Genomic DNA, 20,178 nt, shown 5'->3' on the forward strand with positions numbered 1-20,178 from the left:
GAGTTGTCAGCCTTGGTGGTTCGACACCAGATCGCGGTGAAACCACTAAGTGCCAGACAGCATAGGTTGAGGCGCTCGATAGGCATCCTTCCTTGGAGGCGCGCCAGCACCGCACACCGCGGTCAGGTCATCTGCCGGAAACCTTCGAGGAAGTCCTTGGCCTGGGAGCGGAGCGCTTCGGGCATCGGCATGCTCTTGAGGTACGCCTCGCTTTTCTGCATTTTCTCCACCTCGTGGCCAGCCAGACCGCCGTATTGCGCGTACAGGCTGCAATAGAGCGCCTGGACGGTGTCCTTGTTGATCAGGTCGGGATAATCGCGCGCTTTCTTCATGCCTGAGCCATTGCCGGTCTTGATGTGGTCCAGGGTTCTTTCCAGCGAGTCGCCGTAGTAGCAGCGCCACAGCACGAACTGGGTCAGCGGGTCGATGCCGTCGAAGCAGCTTTTGCCAGTGGTGCTGATCTCGATGCCGGTCAGCAGCGGGTGGGTGTTGGTGATGATCTTGTCGATTTCGGCAGGGGTCTTGTCTACCCAACCATCGCCGATGCTTTTGCGCGCGGCGTCTACCCAGCCTTCCAGGGTCGTCAGCTTGTCGACGTTGAACGCGGAAAAGCCGGTGTGGCCGTCCGGGTAGGCGGGCATCAGGGCATTGGCGCCGTAGGACTGCACCAGGATCGTGGTGCTGTTTAGGCCCACGCTGGCTTCGGCCGCGATGGCCGACAGGGTCATGGCCGCCGAGGCTTTGGCGGTCATGTGGTTGACGATCAGGCGAAAGCCGGCGCCGTACTGCCAGCCGAGCATGCTGGGGTTGGTGGCCGAAGCGGCCTTGTGCAGGGTAGTGGTGCGCTCGTAGGAGAACACCACGATGCGCTGGTGCGCATCGCCTTCGGCCTTGGCGATGCTGCCGGTGAGCTTGGCGGCGGCGGTATAGTCGAGCAGTCGCGAGTTGATTTCCACCACCTCGCCGACCTCCAGCGCCCTGACCTCTTCAGGCGTGGGGAGGGTGACGTTGTCGAGATGGGCGATCTGTTTGATGTAATCCAGCGCCGTGACTTTTTCGCCCGGCTTGATCATGAAATAGGCCATTTGAGACTCCTTGTCGCTGTCCGGTAGTGAGTGATGTCGTTACGCCATCACTCAGAGTCTACTTGCGCCCCTATTGGCGTGGCTATCCCTGAGAGGGGGGATATTTGCGGAAATTTCGCTGATGGCCCCCCGGTGATCTCTCGTCTCAATGCATCCCGCGCGGCACTGTCTTGAGCAAGTCCTCAGGGCTGATATGCCCCACCACATGCTTCACGCTGCCCGGCTGCGGCAAATCGAGAATGTGACCCTTCATCTTGCCAATCACATGCATCTCGCACGGCTTGCAGTCAAACTTCAAGGTCAATACCTCATCACCATGAATCAACTGCATCGGCGCGACCTTGGTACGCACACCCGTCACGCCCTTGGCCTGCTTGGGGCACAGGTTGAACGAGAAACGCAGGCAGTGCTTGGTGATCATCACCGGCACTTCACCCGCCTCTTCATGCGCCTCGTACGCTGCATCGATCAGCTTCACCCCATGACGGTGATAGAAGTCACGGGCCTTCTGGTTGTACACGTTGGCCAGGAACGACAGGTGCGACTCCGGGTATACCGGCGGTGGCGTGGTCTCGGCCTTGCGCACGCCGCGCGGATGCGCCGCGATGCGCGCCGCTGTGAGCATTTCGATAACATCGCGACGCAATGCCTTGAGCTGCGAGTTGGGGATGAAGAACGCCTGCGGCGCATCCAGCACGACGCGTGTGGCGTGATAGTGGGTGGTGCCCAACTGGCCAAGCAGGTCTTGCAACTGCTCCAGCGCCTGCTCCGGCTTGTTGGCCGGGCCGAACGGGCCGGGCAGGGTGGCGCTGGCGTGCACGCCTTCCTCGCTGGTGGCGGTCAGCTCCAGGCGGTCTTCGCGCAGGCAGGCGTTCCAGTCAAGGCCGATGCGTCGCTCGGCAGAGGTCTTCTGCAGCGCCTGCTGCCAGTTATGGTCCAGGTTGCGGCTCAGCGGATGGTTGGGGCGCAACTGGTGCAGGCCCTTGGGCATCTCGTTGGGTTCGACGCGGTAGCGGTAGCGCTTCTCGCCGTCTTCATCGAACTCGCCTTTGGCTTCGGCAATATTGGCGCGGAAACCCACGACCTCACGCTTGACCAGCACGTTCAGGCCATCACCGTTGGACAGCGGGGCATGGGTGACCACCTGCAGGTCACGCTTGCCCACCTTCTCCACCACGCCCACCGGCAGGCCGGTAAAGGTCGGCGAGTCGAAGGCGCCGATGTCGATCTTGCGCTCGCTGACGAAGTAGTCGGTGCTGCCGCGGTGGAAGGTCTTGTCCGGGTCGGGCAGGAAGAAGTGCGCGGTGCGCCCGCTGGAAGCACGGGCCAGGTCCGGGCGGTCTTCCAGTACCTCGTCCAGGCGCTGGCGGTAGAAGGCGGTGATGTTTTTCACATAGCCCATGTCCTTGTAGCGCCCCTCGATCTTGAACGAGCGCACGCCTGCTTCGACCAGCGCGCGAATGTTGGCGCTCTGGTTGTTGTCTTTCATCGACAGCAGGTGCTTTTCATAGGCGATCACGCCACCTTTTTCGTCCTTGAGGGTGTACGGCAGGCGGCACGCCTGGGAGCAGTCGCCACGGTTGGCGCTGCGGCCGGTCTGGGCGTGGGAAATGTTGCACTGCCCGGAGAACGCTACGCACAGCGCGCCGTGAATGAAGAACTCGATCGCTGCATCGGTTTCGTCGGCGATCGCACGGATTTCCTGCAGGTTCAGCTCGCGGGCCAGTACCAGCTGCGAGAAGCCGGCCTGGTCGAGGAACCTGGCGCGCGCCAGGGTGCGGATGTCGGTCTGGGTGCTGGCATGCAGCTCGATGGGCGGAATATCCAGCTCCATCACGCCCAGGTCCTGCACGATCAGGGCGTCGACGCCGGCATCGTACAACTGGTGGATCAGCTTGCGCGCCGGCTCCAGCTCGTTGTCGTGCAGGATGGTATTGATGGTGGTGAACACCCGGGCGTGGTAGCGGCGGGCGAATTCCACCAGGCCGGCGATGTCGCTCACCTCGTTGCAGGCGTTGTGGCGGGCGCCGAAGCTGGGGCCACCGAGGTACACCGCGTCAGCGCCGTGCAGGATCGCTTCGCGGGCAATCGCCACGTCACGCGCAGGGCTGAGCAATTCGAGGTGATGTTTGGGTAGGGACATGTTTTTTTAGTCTGGCTGTTCACGGTAGGTGCGCATTGTAGCGGCGTAACGCGTGGCCGGCACCCTGTCGGGGTATAGTCCAGAGCAAATGGCCCATGCAGCGAGGAAGGACGGATGCACACTGACGCCAATGACACCCCGGCAGTCGCAGGCCTGGTGCTGGCTGCCGGGTTTTCCCGACGCTTCGGTACCGACAAGCGGCTGGCGCGCGTGCAGGACGGCCGAGCGCTGCTGGCGGCCAGCCTGCAGGTGCCGTGCGCGGTGCTGGAGCAGGTCTGGGTCGTATTGCACGAGGGGGATGACCCCGTGCAACTGGCGGTTTCACCCCAGGTGCGCATAGTGCACAGCCAGGACGCCGCAGAGGGCATGGGCAACAGCCTGGCCTGTGGTGTGCGCACCATTTCGCCGGCCAGCACGGCCTGTGCGGTGGCGGTCTTGCTGGGTGACATGCCGTGCCTGCAGCGCGAAACCCTGCAGGCGCTGGTGAGGGTCGCCAGCGCCGAGCGTATCGTGCTGCCGGTGTTCAATGGCGTAGCCGGTCACCCGGTGCTGTTCGGGCGACGCTTCTGGCCCGAGCTGGAGTGCCTACAAGGTGCCCAGGGCGCCAAGGCGGTGTTGCTGGCCCATGCTGATGCGGTGCAGCGGGTAGCGGTGAGCGACGCTGGGGTGCTGCTGGACATCGATACCCCCGAGCAACTGCACGCGCTGGTACACGAAAGGCATTGAACGGCTCACGCTACGCGCACGCTGCCCAGCGCGTCACGCTGCATCGACTGCAGGTTTTTCTCGATGGTTTCGCAGATGTTCTCCATCTGGATCTGGTGTTCGCTGGAGCGAAACGGGCTTTGCAGGTCGGTGCCGATGCGCTCGATGGCCAGCAGGATGAAGCCCACCACGGTCGACACCAGCGGGGTGAACCAGCCCAGCGCCTCCACCAGGCCCACCGGCACGATCAGGCAGAACAGCGAAATGAACAGGCGCGGAAAGTACACGTAGGGGTAGGGCAGCGGCGTATTGGCGATGCGCTCAAGCCCGCCCTGGCTGTTGGACAGTTCGACCAGGGTTGACTCCAGCCGCGCCAGGCGGATGCTGTCCAGGCGCCCGGCCTGATACTCGGCGGCCAACAGCGCGGCCGAGCCGTTGAGGATGTCGTTGGCAAAATTGTTGGTGGCAGTGCTGCGGGCAAACTCGTGCGCGGGGATGAACGCCTCTACCTCCTTGGGGCAGGGCTGGCCCTTGAGGTGCGCCGCCAGGCAGTTCACGTACGCCACGTGGCGACGCAGCAGTGTGGCCTTGATCGGGTTGACCCCGGCAGCCGGGTCGTCGAGCAAGGTCAGCACCTGACGCGCCAGGCTGCGCGAGTTGTTGACCATCGCCCCCCACAGCGTGCGCGCTTCCCACCAGCGGTTGTAGGCGCTGCTGTTGCGAAAGCTGATCAGCACCACCAGCGCCGAACCCAGCAAGGTCAGGGGCATCAGCGGCAGGTTGATCTTGCTGTTGAGAAACAGCATGAAGTCGACGGTGACGGCGATGTCCCACAGCAGCAGCCAGAACAGCGACCAGCCTACGTAGCCCAGGGTCTTGATGATCAGGCGGTATTTTTTGACGATGGCAGCTTTCAAACGGGAACCTCGCGGCGAGCGGTCAGCAACAGTGCGCTAGCTAGGACGTCCGCTACAGGGCAAAGGTTCGCATGCACAGCCTAAAGTTGTACAAAATACAAATCTGTACAGCTTTTACAGAAAGATGGCTTAATAGCGGCTCATTTCGGCATCGCCACGTACGCAACCGCCCCCGGAGTTCCCATGTTCACGCGCACTCGCAAACTTCAGGAAGCCCTGCTCGACAGCCGCACCCGCCAGGCATCCCTGGAGGCCGCGCAGGCTGCTCTCGGGCAGGCGATGGCAATCGTCACGTTCAGCCCCGAGGGCGAAGTCGTCGAGGCCAGCGAGTCATTACTGGCGATGCTGGGTTACGCCCTGAGCGAATTGCTTGGCAACCACCACCGCATGCTCTGCGAGCCGGCACACGCGCGCAGCCCTGAATACGCCGCACGCTGGCAACAGCTGCGCCAGGGGCGCAGTGTCGATGAGGAGTGCGTGTGGCTGGCGCGCAGCGGTCGGCGTTTCTGGGTGCAGGTCAGCTACGTCCCGGTGCGGGATGCCCAGGGCAGCGTGCAGCGTGTCATCACCTGCGTACAGGATATCGACGAGCGGGTGCGCCGCGCGCAAACCGCTGCCAGCTTCAGGCAGGCAATCGACCGTTCAATGGCGGTCATCGAGTTTGACCTCACGGGCAAGGTGATCAACGCCAACTCCAACTTCCTCAGGGTCATGGGTTATCGGCTGGAGGCGGTGGTGGGTCAGCATCATCGTCTGTTCTGCGCGCCAGGCGAGGTAAACAGCGACGCCTATCGAGACTTCTGGGCCGAACTCAACCGTGGCGACTATAAGGCCGGCCAGTTCCAGCGGGTCACCAGCAAAGGCGCCACCGTCTGGCTGCAGGCGACCTACAACCCGCTGTACGATGCCCAGGGGCATGTGTATGGCGTGGTCAAGTTCGCCACCGATATCACCCGCGAGGTGGTGCAGCGCGAAGCCGAGTCCAACGCTGCCCGCCTGGCCTTCGACACCTCACGTCAGACCGATGCCCATACCCGTCAGGGCACTGCTGTCGTGCAGCAGACCGTCACGGTGGTACAAAGTATCGCCGATGAGCTGGATCAGGTTGCTCAGAGCATCAGTGCGTTGAGTGCGCAATCGCAGGAGATCGGCACCATTGTCGACGCCATTCGCGGTATCGCCGACCAGACCAACCTGCTGGCCCTCAATGCCGCCATCGAAGCGGCCCGTGCCGGGGAGCAGGGGCGTGGTTTTGCGGTGGTCGCCGACGAGGTGCGCAACCTGGCACGGCGCACTGCGGCGGCCACGCTGGCGATCAGCGATGTGGTCGGCAAGAACCGCGAGCTGGCCCGGCACGCGGTGAGCAGCATGCAGTCCAGCACGCTCAAGGCCGGGCAGGGCGTGAGCCTGGCCAACCAGGCCGGCACGGTGATCCTGGAGATCCATCGCGGCGCGCAGCAGGTGGTGGAAGTGATGGGCGAGTTTGCCCAGGCACTGGACCAGCGACGCGGCCCGCTTCCCTAGACCGTGGCGCCACCCTGCGGGGTACAGCTCCAGTTCCATCCGAGGTGGATGCGTTTTGAAAGACAATGGCAATTGCGATTCGCACTCATGCGTCCTTCCCTGGAGGCTGCGTTTGCCTGGCGCGTGCTACGCGTCGGCCACCTGGCAGAGCACGGTGATGGCGGTGGTGCCGATGTTGACCAGACGGGAAGTCGCGGTCACTTTGCTTTATGTTGGATGCTGGCTTTAAGCTATTTATGTGATATCGCAGCGTCAATGACTTTGCAGAACGGATCGACTGACTCAACAGAACAGGCGTCAGCGGCAGGCGTGGGAGCGGCGCTCACGCCACCGGGTTGATGAACGGGCCACCGGTGAACTGGACGAAAAGCGAGCGGTACTCTTCGTTTTCCGGGGTGAGGATCAGGGCCTGGCGCAGGAACTCCAGCCCTTCGCGCGCATTGTCCAGCTTGCAGCTGAGGGCGAAGGCCAGGTAGAGGTTGTGCGGGTTGAAGAAGTCGAACGACAGCGCGACCTTGACCAGGTGCAGTGCGCCCTCGAGGTCTTGTGCACCCAGCCGCGCGCCCAGCGCGTCGTTGAACGCGTTGGCGTCCTTGAACCTGTGTGCCGACAGCCCAGGCTGCTTTCTGAGCACCACGGTGTGGCCGTTGCCGACCTTGGAATCGGTCTGTTCAACGCTTTCGAGCAACCAGTGGCCCAGGCCGACATTGTTGATCAGGTTGATCGCCCGCAGCATGCTCTGCAGCGAGAACACCAAATGGTGGCCGCGCCAGAGGTGCTCGGGGAGGCTGGTCATGTCGACGTGCTTTTCGTAGGCATCGATCATTTGTTCCAGGGTGGTCAGTGCGCGGACCCGGTCAGTGGGTTCGGCGTTTCGGTTGGGGAAGATGCAAAAGAAGACGCCCTCGTTCTTCACCACCCGCGAGGCTTCGACGTAGGCCGCGAACAGGTTGGGTACGTGCTCGATGACATGCGAGGTGATCAGGTAGTCGAAGGTCTCGTCCGGGAAGGGGATGTCCAGGAAGTCGCCCAGTGCGTCGACCCTGGCAGGTTCGGCAGCGTAGTTGGCCTGTTCCTGCTTGTAGTGGGTGTAGTCTTCCAGGTCTTGCGGGTACAGAAAGGACTCGCCGTCGCAGGGGGCCAGATTGATGCAGTCCGGCAAGTAGAAAGCGTTGTGCGCGGCAGCGCCGATTTCAAGGCCGCGACCCTGACAGTACTTGCTGGCCAACGCCATGCCTTTCACATTCATATCCACTCTTGTGTCCTGTGCAGATGAGTGCCAGTGCGGGGGCTGGCGCAGTAAGAGGGTATCGGCTGGGGGCAGAAACTATTGAGCGCCGGGGAGGCGTGACTCACATGCGCGGATCAGCCCGTTGCGGGCTCAGGTACCTTGCTGCACGTCGTCGGTCAGAGCAGGAACGTGTGGTTGCTCTGCTCGAAGTCGCGCAGTTCACCGTGCTCCAGCAGTTGCCGGATCCATGGTCCGAGCAGGTCCTGGGCGCTGTCCAGAGGCGCTTGCCGATGCCAGCGCAATGGCACCTGGGCGAAGCGCTGCTGGTTGGCGCTGACGTGCTCCAGAATCTTGCGGTCCTGCTTCAGGATCACCTTGAACAACGGCTGCAGCAGGCTGCGCTTGAGCCAGGCCGGCGCCCGCCCGCGGGCTGTGGCAACGCGCGCGAACAGGCGCAATTCACCTTCGCCAGCCGGGCTCAGCCAGGCGCTGACCAGCAGGTTGAGCCGGCCCTGGCGGTCGCGGTATTCGATCTCCGCCAGCCCCGGCAGGCGAAAGCGCCCCATGCTCAGGCCACGGTTGCCTTCGAGTAGGCGCGATAGGAGGCCCGATTGGGTGCCTTCTTCGCTGTACTGCGCTTCGATCCCGTCCTCCAGCTTGTGCACCCAGGCGCGAATGCGTTGGCGCTGGCGATCGTGGCGGATCCAGCCGGCATGCACGAAATGGGTGTGGAACCCATCGAGGAAGTTCTCCGCCGCGTCCTGCAAGGTGCAGCGCAGCTGGTCGCTGATCCAGAACACGTCCAGCGCCTGCGTCTGTTCAGCAGCCGTCACCGGCGCGGTGTTCGGCCGCTCGCTGGCGAGGCTGGCCCATACCAGCCCGTGGGCTTCGCAACTGTGCAGCGGTTGCAGCAAGGGTTGGCTGCAACGCTGCTGCGCCTGGCCCGGCAGGTGTGTGCAACGGCCCTGGGCGTCGAAGCGCCAGCCGTGGTAGGGGCACTGCAACTGGCCGTCGCGCAGCCGGCCTGCGCTCAGTGGGGCGAAGCGGTGCGCACAGCGATCCGGCAGCACGGCAGGCGCGCCGTCGGCATCGCGAAACACCACCAGCGGCACGCCGTGCAGGGTGCAGGCCAAGGGCTGCGTGTGCAACTGTCGGCTCAAGGCGACGGGCCACCAGGCAGGGGGGCTGTTCACAGTTTGAGTTTCCTCATCAGGGGCACGCCGATGCGTTGCAGCAGCACGGCCATCAAGTGCCAGACCGCGCGTCGTGCCCAGGGTAGGTGGGCGACATGGACCAGCGTGTATTCGATATAGGGCTGGCCGCCGCGCAGGCGCTTGAAGGCGGCCGCCCCGGCACTGAAGTTGAGCACCTGGCGGCGGTTCACCGCCTCTTGCAGGCACAGCCTGGTCAGTTGACGGTACAGGCCGCTGCGCTGGGGCAGGGCGGTGTCGTAACCGACGATAGGCGCGCTGATCAGGGTGCTGTTGGCGAACCAGCTCAGCGCACCGTCGATGCGCCCTTCGGGATTGCGCAGGGCGCGCAGCTCCAGCCAGCCCTCGGCGTGTCCGCGTTGCAGCCATTGCGCACTGTAGTGGGGGTTGAGGGTGCTGTACTTGTCCAGATAAAGCAGATTGTAGAGCTGCTCGATGCGCTGGAAGTCGGCCGCGCTCAAGGCACTGCCGGGCACCACGCGGTAGGGGCTGCGGCGCAGCAGGGTGGCGTCCAGGCGGGTGTTGTGGTGGCGCAGGAAGGCCGAGCCCTCGCCCTCGCGGCCGTCGAACAGGTACACCTGGCGACTGGGTATGGCCAGGTAGCCCAGCGCTTGCAGGCGCTCGCGCAGTGCGAGGTTGCTGAAGTCGTTGAGGGAGCGAAAGGCCAGGGCGTGGTCGGGAAACTGCTGGCGCAGCAGGTCGGTGATGGCTGGCAGGTCGGCGCCGCTCCAGTCGGCCGGGTAGAGGTTGGTCGACAGCAGCCAGTTGTTGACCTGCACCAGTCGGTCGACCTTGGCCGCACTCAGCAGGCAGTCGACACACTGGGTCAGCAGCTTGAGCGGCCAGGCCAGCCAGGGACGCTTCAGGCGCTGGAGCTCTTCGCGGGCATAGCCGCTGTAGGCGGTCTGGGGCGAGACCACATAGCAGTTGTCCGGCACCTCAGCGCCCTGGTTGATGCTCACCGGGAACTGATGGTGGCCGGTATCCAGCAGCGCCAGGGCGGTGGTGACGTTGCCGATCAGCGCCCCGCCCGCGCAGGTGCTGACGTAATGCCGGGCACTGCTGTCGCCGGTACGCGATGGCTGCAGGGCCAGTTGTTCGGGCATCAGCAGGTTCATGGGCATGGCGCCCCCAGCGGCTGGCCGTTCCATTCGATATCGGCGGTGGAGGCGGCCAGCAGCCCGCAGCGGCGGCTCAGGGCACGGCCGATGATCTCCGACAGGCTTAGCACCTGGCCCGTCAGCGGGCCGCGATCGCCGTCCTGCACGATCACGTCGCGGGCGTGCCGGTAGTCGTGCCAGAACGCGCGGTCCAGGACGCGCCGCGGCGCGGCCAGAAGCACCATGGCCAGGGCGATCATGCGTGGCTCCAGGGTCGCCTCCAGCGGTTCGGCGGCCTCGCTGCCGAGCGCTGCCACCAGTTGCACGCGCTGGTCGTCGAACAGGTGTACGCCGCTGGTGGCCCTGGGGTTGCATTCCAGCACATGGAAGCGGCCCTGGCTGTCCTCGATGAAGTCGAAGCCCACCTGTCCGGTGTAGCGGGTGGCCTGGCCGAACTGCTCGACAAAGGTGCGAATCGGCGCCGGCGCGCCGCTGTGAAAGTAGATCCCCGAGCCGCGCCCGACCCGGTAGCGCGGCTGATAGCTGCTGTGGGCGCGCAGCTGGCCGTCGACCAGCACGCTGAAGCTGCAGTGCTCCTGACCTGGCACAAACTGCTGGGCCACCCAGGGCGCCTGTGCGCTTGGCTTGACCTTCGCCAGTTGCGCGGGGCTGGGGCGGATCAGGGTCTGGGAGGCGAAGCGCGAGTAGGCCGGCTTGAACACCAGCGCATCGTGTTCGGCTACCCGTGCCTGCAGCGCCTGCGGGTCGCGTAGCAGTTGGGTGGGCGGCGCGGCCACGGCCCAGCCCTGGGTCATGGCGGCGAACTCACCCTTGTGGTGCAGGCGGTGCAGCACCTCGAAACCACTGGTGAACACCCGGCACAACGGGCGCAGGCGCTCCAGGCCGTGGGCCAGGTAGAAGACCTCTTCGCAGGTGGGCAGCAGCAGGTCGATGGCGTGTTGGCGCACCACGCTCGCCAACGCCTCGATCCAGGCCTCGGGGTCTTGCCGGGGCTCCGGCAGGCGCACGAAATGGTCCGCAGCGCGGCTGAAGCGGCTCAGGGGCTGGGCCAGGGAATCGGCGACGGTCACCGTCCAGCCCGCCTGCCGGAAGGCCCGGGCCCACTCCAGGCAGGCCGGGGCGCGGGCGCCGAGTATCAGTACACGCATGGCAGTCCTTCGGGGCGTTGCAGCATCAACAGGCGGCGTCTTTTCATCTGCGGCGGGGGTGCCTGCCAGTGACCGAAGCTCAGGCTGGGCGGCTGCAACCCTTGTTGCGCGCAGAGCTCGGCGAGGGCGTCGGTCAAGCGCTGGCACAGCCCGTGGTAGTCGCCCGAGGTGTGCAGGTTGACCTGCCAGAGCAGCCCTTGCTGGTGAATTTCGTACTCCTCGAGCTGCGCCCCCAGCATCAGCAACGCACGGCGCAGCACGTCGGGGTACAGCGGCGCCAGGTGCTGGCCGTCGAGGCGCGGCAGCCAGAGAATTTCGTCGGCGCGGCCCTCCACGGCAGCAATGGCTCGCTCCGCCCGGCCACAGGGGCAGGGCGTGTCGGCCACCCGCAGGATGTCGTTGAGGCGGTAGCGCACGATCAACTGCGTGCGCCTGGAAAAGTCGGTGATGATCGGCTGGAAGCGCGTGCGCTCGGGGTCCAGCCACTGTGGCTCGATGTGCAGGTGGCTTTCGTTGAGGTGCAGGGTGCCGGCCTCGCAGGTGTAGCCGAGAAAGCCTTCGCTGGCCTGGTAGATCTGCTGGGGCTTGCGCCCGAAGGCGTGCTGTACCACTTCGGCATCGCGGCTTTCCAGCACTTCGGCCACCGACAGGATATGCCGTGGGCGGATCGTCAACTGCCCGGCCAGCGCCGCCTGGGCCAGCCCGCGCAGCACCGTGGCCGGGGCCACCAGCACATCCGGGTTCTGCTGGTTGAGGCGTTCCAGAGAAGCCGCCAGGCCCAGGGTCAGGTCATGAAAGGCGAAGTCGATGCGCCGGCTTGCCAGGGTGGTGTACAGGCGGCTGTTGGCGCGCAGGAAAAAGGCGATGCGCAGCGGCGCAAGCCAGGGGCACAGCAACCGTGGCAGCAGCGCGCGCGGCAGGGTGCGTGCCAGCAGGATGCCGGCCCAGCGCTGGCGTTCAACGCTGCTGACCAGGAACACGCCCTGGGCACCGGAGGTGCCGCTGGACAGGCCCACCGTGATGTCCCCAAGTGTCGGGCTGAAGTTGCGCGAGTGTTCGGCCTGCAGGGCCACCGGCAGCACCTGTTCAAGGCGCAGGGCGCGGGTGTTGAAGCCAGCGAAATCGCCCATCAGGGTGGCCTTGTCCATGATCGGCAAGGCGTGCAGGTCGTCGTTGGCCAGCCCCTTGAAACGTTCGCCACGGGGCATGACCTTGGTCATGAAGTACGCCAGGCGCCGGGCCTGCCAGGCTTGCAGCCGCTCGCGGCGGCGAAAGCGCAGGCCATAGCGGCTGAACACGAACGCCCCGATGCTGCGCAGAGTCCCTATCAGGCGCTCACTGTTCATTGTTGAACGCCTCCCAGGCCTGGCTGCAATGCGACGGCAGCACCGCTACCGCAGGTTCGCGACGGATCAGCTGCCCCAGGCCGCTGTAGGTAGTCTGGTACTGCTTGCGCTCGGCGTTGGCGAACCACAGCGCCGGCGCCGCGGGCAAACGCTCGGCGCGGCAGGCCGGCACCGACCAGCAGGCGTCTGCCACCAGGAACGCGGGGCGCCCCTGGGCATCGGCGATGAACAGCCCCAGCTGGCCTGCACTGTGCCCCGGCAGCGGCACGCCGATCAGGCTGGCGTCGCCGAACAGGTCCAGGCCCTGCTCGAAGGGCGCCATCCAGCCCGGCAGGGTGCAGCGCGGGCGGGTGTCGGCCAGGCGCAGGCGGGCCGTGAAGTCGTCCGGCAGCAACCCCGGCAGGTGGCCACCGAGGGTTGCGCGCCAACGCTGGCCGCGCAGGCGCTCGATATGCCGGCAATCGGCTTGCAGGGCAATGAAGCGCGCATGGGTGAAGTCCCGCAGGCCGGCGACATGGTCGGCATGGAAGTGCGAAATGATCACGTAGCGGATATCCGCCGGGCCGATGCCCAGGGCATGCAGTTGTGCACCGAGCTGATCGGCGGCGGGCAACTGCACAGGCACCGCATGGCGGTACAGGCGTTCGGGCAGGGCGCGGGTGGCATGGAAGAAGTGCTCGGCGTAACCAGTGTCATAGAGGATCCAGCCGTGATCCGGGTGCTCGATCAGCCCGCATAGCGCCGGGAAGCGCACTGGCGCCAGGCGCCCGCCACGGTCAGCCATGCATTCCAGGTGCTGGCACCAGCCGGCCCGCAGGATCGTCAGTCGCACACGGCGGCTCATGCGCTGGGCCCCTGTTGCGCCCGCCACCACTGAGCATGCTGGGCGATGCCCTGTTGCTGGCTGATCACCGGGCGATAGCCCAGTTCGCGCTGGATGGCGCTGATGTCCAGGGTCTGGCTGAAGGCAAGCACCCCGGCGCCGTAGCGGGTGATCAAGGGCTCGGCGCCGTTGCCAAACTGCGCCTTCAGCTCCAGCAGGTGTGCCACGCCGTGCACCAGACGCCAGGGCAGGCGGCGGGTGCGCAGTGGCAACTGGAAGTGCTCGGCCATCTGTTGCAGCAGGTCCTTGAAAGCCAGGGGCGTGCCGTTGCTCAGGTTGTAGAGGCATAGTGGCCGCGGCAGGGGCCGGGTCAGGGCCAGCCACACGGCGTGCACCAGGTTGTCGATGCAGGTCAGGTCCAGTTGTGCAGTGCCGCCGCGCATCAGCGGAATCGCGCCGTGCTGCATGACCCGCAGCAGGCGCGGCATCAAGGTCGCGTCCCAGGGGCCGAACACGGCCCGTGGCCGCAGGATCACGCAGTCGGGCAGGCCGGCCTGGCCCAGCAGGGCTTCGGCCTGCGCCTTGCTGCGTGCGTAGTGGTTGACCGGTGCTGGCAGCGGCTGGTCTTCGCGGATGCCCAGGCGGTCGCTGAAGTCGAAATACAGGCTCGGGGTAGAGAGATGTACCAGCCGCGCAATGCGGTTTTCCTGGCAGGCGTGGATCACCTCGGCGGTGGAATCGAGGTTGGCCCTGGCAAATGCCTGGGGCGAACCCCAGGGCGAAGACAGGGCTGCGCAATGCACGATGGCGTCGTGCCCCACGCTGGCCCGGGTCAGGGCCTGCCTAGCGTGCGGACTGCCATGTTCGAGTGGCAGCCAGCACACGGGCGCCGCGCTATGGGCGATCACTTCGGCCGCCGCCTCGGGGTTGCGTCCGCTGAACTGCACCTGGCAGCCTTCGGCGGCCAGCCGCCAGACCAGATGCCGACCGATAAAACCGGTGCCACCGGTAACCAGGACTTTCATCAGAACTCCAGGATCATGCCGCCCAGGGACAGGCCGGCGCCGGTGCCGATCAGCATCAGCGTCTGCCCGCGTTGAATGCGCCCGTCACGCACCGCGATATCCAGCGCGGTGGGCAGAGACGCCGCCACCTGGTTGCCATGTCGGGCAAAGATATCGATGAGCTTCTCGGGGTCGACACTCAAGCGTCTGGCCGCGTGCTGCATGGCCTGCTGGCTGGCTTGATGGGGGATCACCCAGTCGATCTGCTCCAGGCGCAGCCCGGCCTGTTGCAACAGATCGTCCATCAGCGCGGGCAGGTATTTGGCCGCGAGGCGAAACACGCCCTTGCCTTGCATGGCGAAGCTGGTGAGGGGCTCGAATGGCACGTCGATGCGCCGTGGATGAAAGCGCGAGCCGCCGGCGGGTATCTCGCACAGGGCTGCGCCTTCGGCGTAGGTCTTGAGGCGCGAGGCGAGGATCTTCGGGCCGCCGTCGCCCGCGCCCAGCACCACCGCCGCCGCACCGTCGCCGAAGATGCCGCTGACTTCCACCTGCTGCCAGTCCAGCCCGCACGAGGCGATATCGGCGCACACCAGCAGCACGCGCCGGTAATGCCCGGCCTGGATCGGCCAGGACAGCGTATCCAGGGCGGCAATGAAGCCCAGGCAGCTGGCATTGATGTCCATCGCCGGGATACCCGAGTGCCCCAGGCCCAGCTCCCGTTGCAGCAGTGCCGCGTTGCAGGGCATGCCCTGGTCCTGGGTGGCGCTGGCACAGACGATCAGGTCCAGTTGCTCCAGCTCCACACCCGCCGCCTGCAGGGCCTGGCGTGCGGCGGTGGCGCCCAGGCTGGCGGCGTTGTCTGCCGGCCCGGCGACATGGCGCTGGAGCACACCGCTGATGCGCGCCACGCTGCCTGCCGGCAGGCCCAGTTGGTTGTCCAGCTCGGCACTGGTCACGATCCGCTCCGGCAGGGCGTGGCCGCTCCCGAGAATGGCCAGCACTCGGGCAGAGAGGGGGTAGGGCGCTGATCTGTGCATTCAGGTTCCGTGGGTAGGGGCGTCTGCAGTTGGCAGGTGTGATCAGGGATTCGAGGGCGCCACGGGGCACTGGCTCAGGAACGCCTGCAGCCCTTGCTGGTAGTCCTCGGCCGGCATCCGGTCGCTGTGCTTGGCGACCAGGCAGCTTAGGCCCTGGCGCACCATGTCTGCACACGCCACGCAGTAGAAGTCCGGCGTTTGCTGCACGCTCACGATCTGTTCCCAGGCCAGGGTGGTCTTGCCGCCGCGGGCCTTGTCCAGGGTGAAGCCCTGCTCGTCGAAGTTCAGGCAATACGCGCTTTCGATGGATTTGAGCGGCGCTCGCAGCCTGGCTTCGATCAGCCGCTGGTTCAGCCCGCGCACCGGCGCGCGAGGCTTGGCGTGGTTGGCGGCGATACGCGCTTGCAGGTGCTGGATCCAGCGCCCGGAAAAACGCCACCAGAGCGCACTGAATACCAGCGTGAACAGGGCCATGGTGATGCCGTTCTGCAGGGTGATGCTGCGCTCGGGGAAACAGATCGCCAGCAGGCCGCCGATCAGGCACAGCGTGAACATCACGGGCCCGACCAGACGGCTTTGCCACCGGGCAAAGCTGGCCATGACCCGGGCCTGCTGCTGGTCCTGCTTGAGCAGTTCCTGCTTCAGTGGCTCGGCGATCAAGGCTTCGATATGGGCAGGGGTAATGCTGTAGTGCAATTGCATGGGGTTTGGTCCGAGGTCCATGTTCGGTGAGGGCGGCAGTTTACCGACTTCTGCCAGGGTGGGTAGCAGGGGTCATCGACTGGGGGCCTCTGTGTGGGAATGTCAGAAGCCGGTCATAGTACAATTCTTCCTCACCGCTCTGCTCATATCCATAGAAGGAAGCACCATGCCCCGCGATGAGAACGTCGAAAGATCCGTCTGCCACTCGTTGCCCGGAGCGTGAATCGCCCCCTGTTCGTGTCTCTGGATGGCCCCAAGGGCGCCGGCAAGACCACATTGCTGGAGGCAGTCACGAAAGTACTGAGGGCCGACAACAGGAAGGTAATTCGGCTTTGCGAGAAAAAAAAGCGATCCTTATCGTGCTGAAACCATGGCCCTGGTCAACACACTGGTCAGAAACCCCAGCGCGGATCTGGAATGGGCGGTGTGTGAGCGCTTTGCCGATAGCCGCGCCTGGATCTCCCAGCACGTGCTGACAAGGCAGCCCGCCGACAGCATCATCCTGATCGATCGCTGGTACCCGTCGGATGCCGCGTTTCGCCGGATACTCCCGTTTGCAGAGATTCTGCGCTTGAACATCGAACGACAGGTGCGCGTACCGGACCTGCACGTAGGGGTTGTCACCCACCCGGACGTTTCATGGGCGCGGGCGGCGTCACGATCGCGTGGGTTGGGCAGCACGGTGATGCTCAAGCTGGAAGAGCATGTTGCAAGCACCGAGGCATTCGAGCGGGCGATTGCGGATCATGGCTGGGTGTTATGCCGTAATGAAGGCGCAATAGAGGCTGCAACCATGCAGGTGGTGCGCGAGATCTATCGGTTGCCGTCCCCAGGCGCCTGCGGGCGATGCTGATGGCTCAGCGCCGATAGCCTCATCGCCGGCACCCATCCATCGCCACGCCATTGCTCTGGCGTGACGGGCTGGCAGCACTGGCTTGACACCGACCCTGAGTTGTCAGGGGGAGGGCGGCTGCCCGATCGCGTGGGCTGGCGACGCTCGCTGCCAGCTGAAAAGTTTAGAAACATCTGAACTAAGTATTTGCCGCTAGCGATTTTTCTGACAGCGATACGCCACCAGAATGGTCGGATATTACTTAGAAAACTGTAAGGCCACGCGTGGACACGACCTTCCACCCGCCCTTGGGCGCCCATCAGATACCCCCCTTCGGTGGTATCGCGTCCAGGCTGCGCCTGCCCCTCGGTAGGTCAAGCGCGTGACCCACGCCCTCTACTGAAACACCCGATACCGAACGACAGCAGCCAGTGGGGCGATCCGTCCCGCCCGCGATCGGCTGACCCCATTAAACACGTCTTGTGTGCCTGGGATCACCTTTTCGCGAGTGCAGCTTGCTGCTTACGAGGTCGGTAACCCATCGAGAAAAGGAACATTGAATGGGCGTTACAAGGCGAAAACTATTGATTGGCGGCGGCGTGCTGGCGGTTGCCGCTGGCGCGGGGATTCTGACTCCCATGCTGACGCGCGAGGGCAGATTGGTCCCCGGCAAACCGAGGTTCGGCTTTGTGCAAGGCACCGAAGGGCCGCTTGCCAAGCAAGCAGACGTGGTGGTCATCGGTGCGGGTATTCTGGGCCTCATGACCGCGATCAACCTCACCGAGCGCGGTCTGTCCGTGGTCATCGTTGAAAAGGGTGAGATTGCTGGCGAGCAGTCCTGCCGGTTCTACGGTCAGGTCATGACCTACAAGATGCCTGATGCGACCTTCCAGTTGCACCACCTGGCCAAGCAACGGTGGCGCGAGATGAACGCCAAGGTGGGTGTGGATACCAGTTATCGCACCCAGGGCCGGGTCGAGGTGCCGTTCGATGAAGAGGACCTGGAAAACGTCAGAAAGTGGATCGATGTCAAAACCAGGGAAGCAGGCTCCGACATTCCCTTCAAGACACGGATCATCCAGGGTAGCGAACTCGAACAGCGGGTACGCGGTGCGTCGTCACGTTGGACAGTCGCAGGCTTCGAGGAAGACTCTGGCAGCCTGGACGCCGAGCGCGCCTCGTTTGTCATGGCAGAGTACGCGAAGAAACTGGGTGTGCGGATCTACACCAACTGCGCCGCGAGGGGGTTGGAAACCCAGGCGGGCGCCATTTCGGATGTGGTGACGGAGAAGGGTGCCATCAAGACGTCTCGCGTCGTCGTGGCCGGCGGTGCGTGGTCCCGGTTGTTCATGCAGAACCTGGGCGTCGATGTGCCGACATTGCCAGCCTATCAGTCGCAGCAGATCATCACCGCGGCCCCCCGTGCGCCTGGTGGCAACGTGGCGTTGCCTGGCAACATCTACTTCCGCGAGCAGGCCGACGGTACCTACGCCACCTCGCCTCGCGTCGTCGTTGCGCCGGTAGTCAAGGAGTCGTTCACGTACGGCTACAAATACCTGCCGCTGCTGGCCATCCCTGATTTCCCGGTGCACATCGCGCTCAACGAACAACTGATCAACTCCTTCTTCCAGCCTACCCACTGGAAACTGGATGAGGTTTCGCCGTTCGAGAAGAACAGGCTGATGACCGCGGCCCCGGACATTCCGGAGCTTGATGCATCCTTTGAGAAGCTGAAGGTCGAGTTCCCTGCCTTCGCAGAGTCGAAGTTGATCGATCAGTGGAGCGGAGCCATGGCGATCGCCCCGGATGAGAACCCGATCATTTCGCGGGTCAATGAGTATCCTGGCCTGGTCATGAACACCGCGACCGGCTGGGGCATGACAGAGAGCCCGGTGTCGTCCGAACTGACGGCAGACCTGCTGCTTGGCAAGGCGCCGGTGCTTGATCCAAAGCCGTTCAGCCTTTATCGGTTTTAATCACATTGGAATGGCCAGTGCACCTGTCATCTGATGCGTGCAGATACAACTGGCCAGTCATTTAGGGAGATACATATGAAGTTTGCTTTGAAGACCGTTGCCGCATTGGCCTTGACCGTTGCCGCTGTCGGCGGCGTTCAGGCACAGGATGTTGTGCGCCACAGTGCGGGTAGTTTCCCGATCTCGTCGGCGGTGGAGGTGCCTGCCGGCAAAGCGGTGGTCTATCTGAGCGGTAGCGTTCCGGCGGTCACAAATGCCAGTGCAGCCAAGGATTCGCTGGAGTCTTTTGGTGATACCAAGGCGCAGACGGTCAGTGTGCTTGAGCAAATCGAGCAACAGTTGAAAGCGCTGGGTCTTGGCCTCAAGGATGTGGTGAAGATGCAGGTGTTCCTGGTGGGCGGGCCGGAGAACGGCGGCAAGATGGATTTCGATGGCTTCATGGCAGGCTACACCCAGTTCTTCGGACCGGGCGCCAAGCAGCCTAACCTGCCTGCACGCTCGGCGTTCCAGATTGCCGGGTTGGCGCATCCTGCGTGGCGGGTTGAGATTGAGGTGACTGCGGTTCGTCCTTGAGGGGAGGGGATGCAGGCGGTTGACCGCAGTTGTTCAAGGTGAATAGTACAAGGAGTACGGATGTACTCCTTACATGAACCCCACGCCGCCTTGCAACTCAAACCTTAATCCGTTTAAGCCACTGGTTCACGCGCTCGCACTCAAATGCCGCTGGATCAAAAACATCGCCATGCCATTCAACCATCGCGTCATGCTCTGGATGATCGGGGTTGGCCATCACCTCCAGAAAGTCCTCGTAACCAGGCCCGCCACCCACGTCTTCCGGCGGGCAAGCATTGGCGCCCTCGATGCAGTACGGCAACTGAGGACAGGCAATAGCGGGTAGCGTTTTTTCGACCTTGATACTGTGATGCCAGCTGTCACCAAAGTCGTAGAGATAATTGAATGTGCGCTTTCCGCTCAGCGCCTTGATCAGCGTTTTACGGGCTTCCGGGTTCACCGCCGGCCCCCAGCCATCAGGGTCGGGCATGCCGTAATTCTCACCGGCAATTTCAAACTCATGCAGATGGCTATCACTCCAGCCCATCACGACCTGGATGACATGGTGCAGTTTGCCCAAGGTAATGTTCTCAGGCACCGCGAACCGACGCCAAATCTTCGGAGTGATCCACTTCAGCTCAATGTGCAGCAGCAACAAGTCGGGGGCGGGTTTGGGTAAACGGACAGTTTTAACCATGGATCAGGCGGCCTCGCAGTGTTCAGTGTGGTTCAAAGATATGTTCCAGGGCAGCAACGCAGTACCCACCAGGCTATAAATCGCAGCACCGCATGTTACTTGGGATTTTTTCAGCGCGGCA

At 64.2% G+C, this 20,178-nt stretch carries 16 protein-coding genes and 3 pseudogenes; 6 read left to right on the plus strand and 13 right to left on the minus strand.

Features of this window, described 5'->3' with window-relative positions:
- Positions 1 to 122: 122 nt before the first annotated feature.
- On the minus strand, positions 123 to 1,085 hold the full coding sequence (locus KUO17_RS03275; RefSeq protein WP_217973595.1) for a hypothetical protein: 963 nt from the start codon (positions 1,083 to 1,085) through the stop codon (positions 123 to 125).
- A gap of 145 nt (positions 1,086 to 1,230) precedes the next feature.
- Positions 1,231 to 3,228, minus strand: coding sequence for a peptidase U32 family protein (locus KUO17_RS03280; RefSeq protein ID WP_217973596.1), 1,998 nt, complete (start codon positions 3,226 to 3,228; stop codon positions 1,231 to 1,233).
- 114 nt (positions 3,229 to 3,342) lie between these two features.
- Here KUO17_RS03280 and KUO17_RS03285 point away from each other — a divergent pair, with 114 nt between their 5' ends.
- Positions 3,343 to 3,954 (plus strand): nucleotidyltransferase family protein, encoded by a 612-nt coding sequence (locus tag KUO17_RS03285; RefSeq protein ID WP_217973597.1) that lies wholly within the window; start codon positions 3,343 to 3,345, stop codon positions 3,952 to 3,954.
- Between the two features lie 5 nt (positions 3,955 to 3,959).
- Here the strand turns inward: KUO17_RS03285 and KUO17_RS03290 are convergent, their stop codons facing one another.
- Positions 3,960 to 4,850, minus strand: coding sequence for a bestrophin family protein (locus tag KUO17_RS03290; protein ID WP_217973598.1), 891 nt, complete (start codon positions 4,848 to 4,850; stop codon positions 3,960 to 3,962).
- A 183-nt stretch (positions 4,851 to 5,033) separates the two neighbouring features.
- Here KUO17_RS03290 and KUO17_RS27025 point away from each other — a divergent pair.
- Both KUO17_RS27025 and KUO17_RS27030 read left to right on the plus strand, forming a co-directional pair.
- Positions 5,034 to 5,813 (plus strand): annotated as a pseudogene (locus KUO17_RS27025) (PAS domain-containing protein); the annotation flags it as partial.
- Between the two features lie 117 nt (positions 5,814 to 5,930).
- Positions 5,931 to 6,374: pseudogene (locus KUO17_RS27030) on the plus strand (methyl-accepting chemotaxis protein); the annotation flags it as partial.
- A gap of 322 nt (positions 6,375 to 6,696) precedes the next feature.
- Here the strand turns inward: KUO17_RS27030 and KUO17_RS03300 are convergent.
- The 9 genes from KUO17_RS03300 to KUO17_RS03340 form a co-directional block, all read right to left on the minus strand.
- Complete coding sequence (locus KUO17_RS03300; protein WP_255263382.1) at positions 6,697 to 7,623, minus strand: class I SAM-dependent methyltransferase; 927 nt, start codon at positions 7,621 to 7,623, stop codon at positions 6,697 to 6,699.
- Positions 7,624 to 7,781: 158 nt separating this feature from the next.
- Complete coding sequence (locus tag KUO17_RS03305; RefSeq protein ID WP_217973600.1) at positions 7,782 to 8,798, minus strand: Rieske 2Fe-2S domain-containing protein; 1,017 nt, start codon at positions 8,796 to 8,798, stop codon at positions 7,782 to 7,784.
- Positions 8,795 to 9,940: a hypothetical protein gene (locus KUO17_RS03310; protein ID WP_255263383.1), complete on the minus strand. Its 1,146-nt coding sequence runs from the start codon at positions 9,938 to 9,940 to the stop codon at positions 8,795 to 8,797. The genes KUO17_RS03305 and KUO17_RS03310 overlap by 4 nt, the downstream gene beginning before the upstream one ends.
- On the minus strand, positions 9,931 to 11,085 hold the full coding sequence (locus KUO17_RS03315) for an ATP-grasp domain-containing protein (RefSeq protein ID WP_217973601.1): 1,155 nt from the start codon (positions 11,083 to 11,085) through the stop codon (positions 9,931 to 9,933). The genes KUO17_RS03310 and KUO17_RS03315 overlap by 10 nt, the downstream gene beginning before the upstream one ends.
- Positions 11,073 to 12,431 (minus strand): F390 synthetase-related protein, encoded by a 1,359-nt coding sequence (locus KUO17_RS03320; RefSeq protein WP_217973602.1) that lies wholly within the window; start codon positions 12,429 to 12,431, stop codon positions 11,073 to 11,075. The genes KUO17_RS03315 and KUO17_RS03320 overlap by 13 nt, the downstream gene beginning before the upstream one ends.
- Positions 12,421 to 13,275 (minus strand): MBL fold metallo-hydrolase, encoded by an 855-nt coding sequence (locus KUO17_RS03325; RefSeq protein ID WP_217973603.1) that lies wholly within the window; start codon positions 13,273 to 13,275, stop codon positions 12,421 to 12,423. Before KUO17_RS03325 ends, KUO17_RS03320 begins: the two co-directional genes overlap by 11 nt.
- Complete coding sequence (locus KUO17_RS03330) at positions 13,272 to 14,279, minus strand: NAD-dependent epimerase/dehydratase family protein (protein ID WP_217973604.1); 1,008 nt, start codon at positions 14,277 to 14,279, stop codon at positions 13,272 to 13,274. Before KUO17_RS03330 ends, KUO17_RS03325 begins: the two co-directional genes overlap by 4 nt.
- Positions 14,279 to 15,298, minus strand: coding sequence for a beta-ketoacyl-ACP synthase 3 (locus KUO17_RS03335; RefSeq protein WP_217973605.1), 1,020 nt, complete (start codon positions 15,296 to 15,298; stop codon positions 14,279 to 14,281). The genes KUO17_RS03330 and KUO17_RS03335 overlap by 1 nt, the downstream gene beginning before the upstream one ends.
- Before the next feature lie 42 nt (positions 15,299 to 15,340).
- Positions 15,341 to 16,000, minus strand: coding sequence for a YcxB family protein (locus KUO17_RS03340; protein ID WP_217973606.1), 660 nt, complete (start codon positions 15,998 to 16,000; stop codon positions 15,341 to 15,343).
- A gap of 219 nt (positions 16,001 to 16,219) precedes the next feature.
- Here KUO17_RS03340 and KUO17_RS03345 point away from each other — a divergent pair.
- The 3 genes and pseudogenes from KUO17_RS03345 (at position 16,220) to KUO17_RS03355 (ending at position 19,381) form a co-directional block, all read left to right on the plus strand.
- A pseudogene (locus KUO17_RS03345) lies at positions 16,220 to 16,853 on the plus strand (dTMP kinase).
- A 539-nt stretch (positions 16,854 to 17,392) separates the two neighbouring features.
- On the plus strand, positions 17,393 to 18,808 hold the full coding sequence (locus KUO17_RS03350) for an NAD(P)/FAD-dependent oxidoreductase (RefSeq protein ID WP_255263384.1): 1,416 nt from the start codon (positions 17,393 to 17,395) through the stop codon (positions 18,806 to 18,808).
- Between the two features lie 75 nt (positions 18,809 to 18,883).
- Positions 18,884 to 19,381: a RidA family protein gene (locus KUO17_RS03355; RefSeq protein WP_217973607.1), complete on the plus strand. Its 498-nt coding sequence runs from the start codon at positions 18,884 to 18,886 to the stop codon at positions 19,379 to 19,381.
- A 97-nt stretch (positions 19,382 to 19,478) separates the two neighbouring features.
- On the opposite strand, the gene KUO17_RS03360 is transcribed toward KUO17_RS03355, so the two are convergent.
- Positions 19,479 to 20,057, minus strand: a complete 579-nt coding sequence (locus KUO17_RS03360) for a plasmid pRiA4b ORF-3 family protein (protein ID WP_217973608.1) — start codon at positions 20,055 to 20,057, stop codon at positions 19,479 to 19,481.
- Positions 20,058 to 20,178: the final 121 nt, after the last annotated feature.

It is taken from the genome of Pseudomonas aegrilactucae (genome assembly GCF_019168305.1).
Classification (GTDB): domain Bacteria; phylum Pseudomonadota; class Gammaproteobacteria; order Pseudomonadales; family Pseudomonadaceae; genus Aquipseudomonas; species Aquipseudomonas aegrilactucae.

Coding starts and splice junctions, on each gene's coding strand:
- KUO17_RS03315 (WP_217973601.1), bottom strand. CDS start 11,085: ATGCGTGTACTGATACTCGGCGCCCGCGCCCCGGCCTGCCTGGAGTGG.
- KUO17_RS03285 (WP_217973597.1), top strand. CDS start 3,343: ATGCACACTGACGCCAATGACACCCCGGCAGTCGCAGGCCTGGTGCTG.
- KUO17_RS03340 (WP_217973606.1), bottom strand. CDS start 16,000: ATGCAATTGCACTACAGCATTACCCCTGCCCATATCGAAGCCTTGATC.
- KUO17_RS03335 (WP_217973605.1), bottom strand. CDS start 15,298: ATGCACAGATCAGCGCCCTACCCCCTCTCTGCCCGAGTGCTGGCCATT.
- KUO17_RS03280 (WP_217973596.1), bottom strand. CDS start 3,228: ATGTCCCTACCCAAACATCACCTCGAATTGCTCAGCCCTGCGCGTGAC.
- KUO17_RS03355 (WP_217973607.1), top strand. CDS start 18,884: ATGAAGTTTGCTTTGAAGACCGTTGCCGCATTGGCCTTGACCGTTGCC.
- KUO17_RS03325 (WP_217973603.1), bottom strand. CDS start 13,275: ATGAGCCGCCGTGTGCGACTGACGATCCTGCGGGCCGGCTGGTGCCAG.
- KUO17_RS03300 (WP_255263382.1), bottom strand. CDS start 7,623: ATGAATGTGAAAGGCATGGCGTTGGCCAGCAAGTACTGTCAGGGTCGC.
- KUO17_RS03350 (WP_255263384.1), top strand. CDS start 17,393: ATGGGCGTTACAAGGCGAAAACTATTGATTGGCGGCGGCGTGCTGGCG.
- KUO17_RS03275 (WP_217973595.1), bottom strand. CDS start 1,085: ATGGCCTATTTCATGATCAAGCCGGGCGAAAAAGTCACGGCGCTGGAT.
- KUO17_RS03320 (WP_217973602.1), bottom strand. CDS start 12,431: ATGAACAGTGAGCGCCTGATAGGGACTCTGCGCAGCATCGGGGCGTTC.
- KUO17_RS03310 (WP_255263383.1), bottom strand. CDS start 9,940: ATGCCCATGAACCTGCTGATGCCCGAACAACTGGCCCTGCAGCCATCG.
- KUO17_RS03330 (WP_217973604.1), bottom strand. CDS start 14,279: ATGAAAGTCCTGGTTACCGGTGGCACCGGTTTTATCGGTCGGCATCTG.
- KUO17_RS03360 (WP_217973608.1), bottom strand. CDS start 20,057: ATGGTTAAAACTGTCCGTTTACCCAAACCCGCCCCCGACTTGTTGCTG.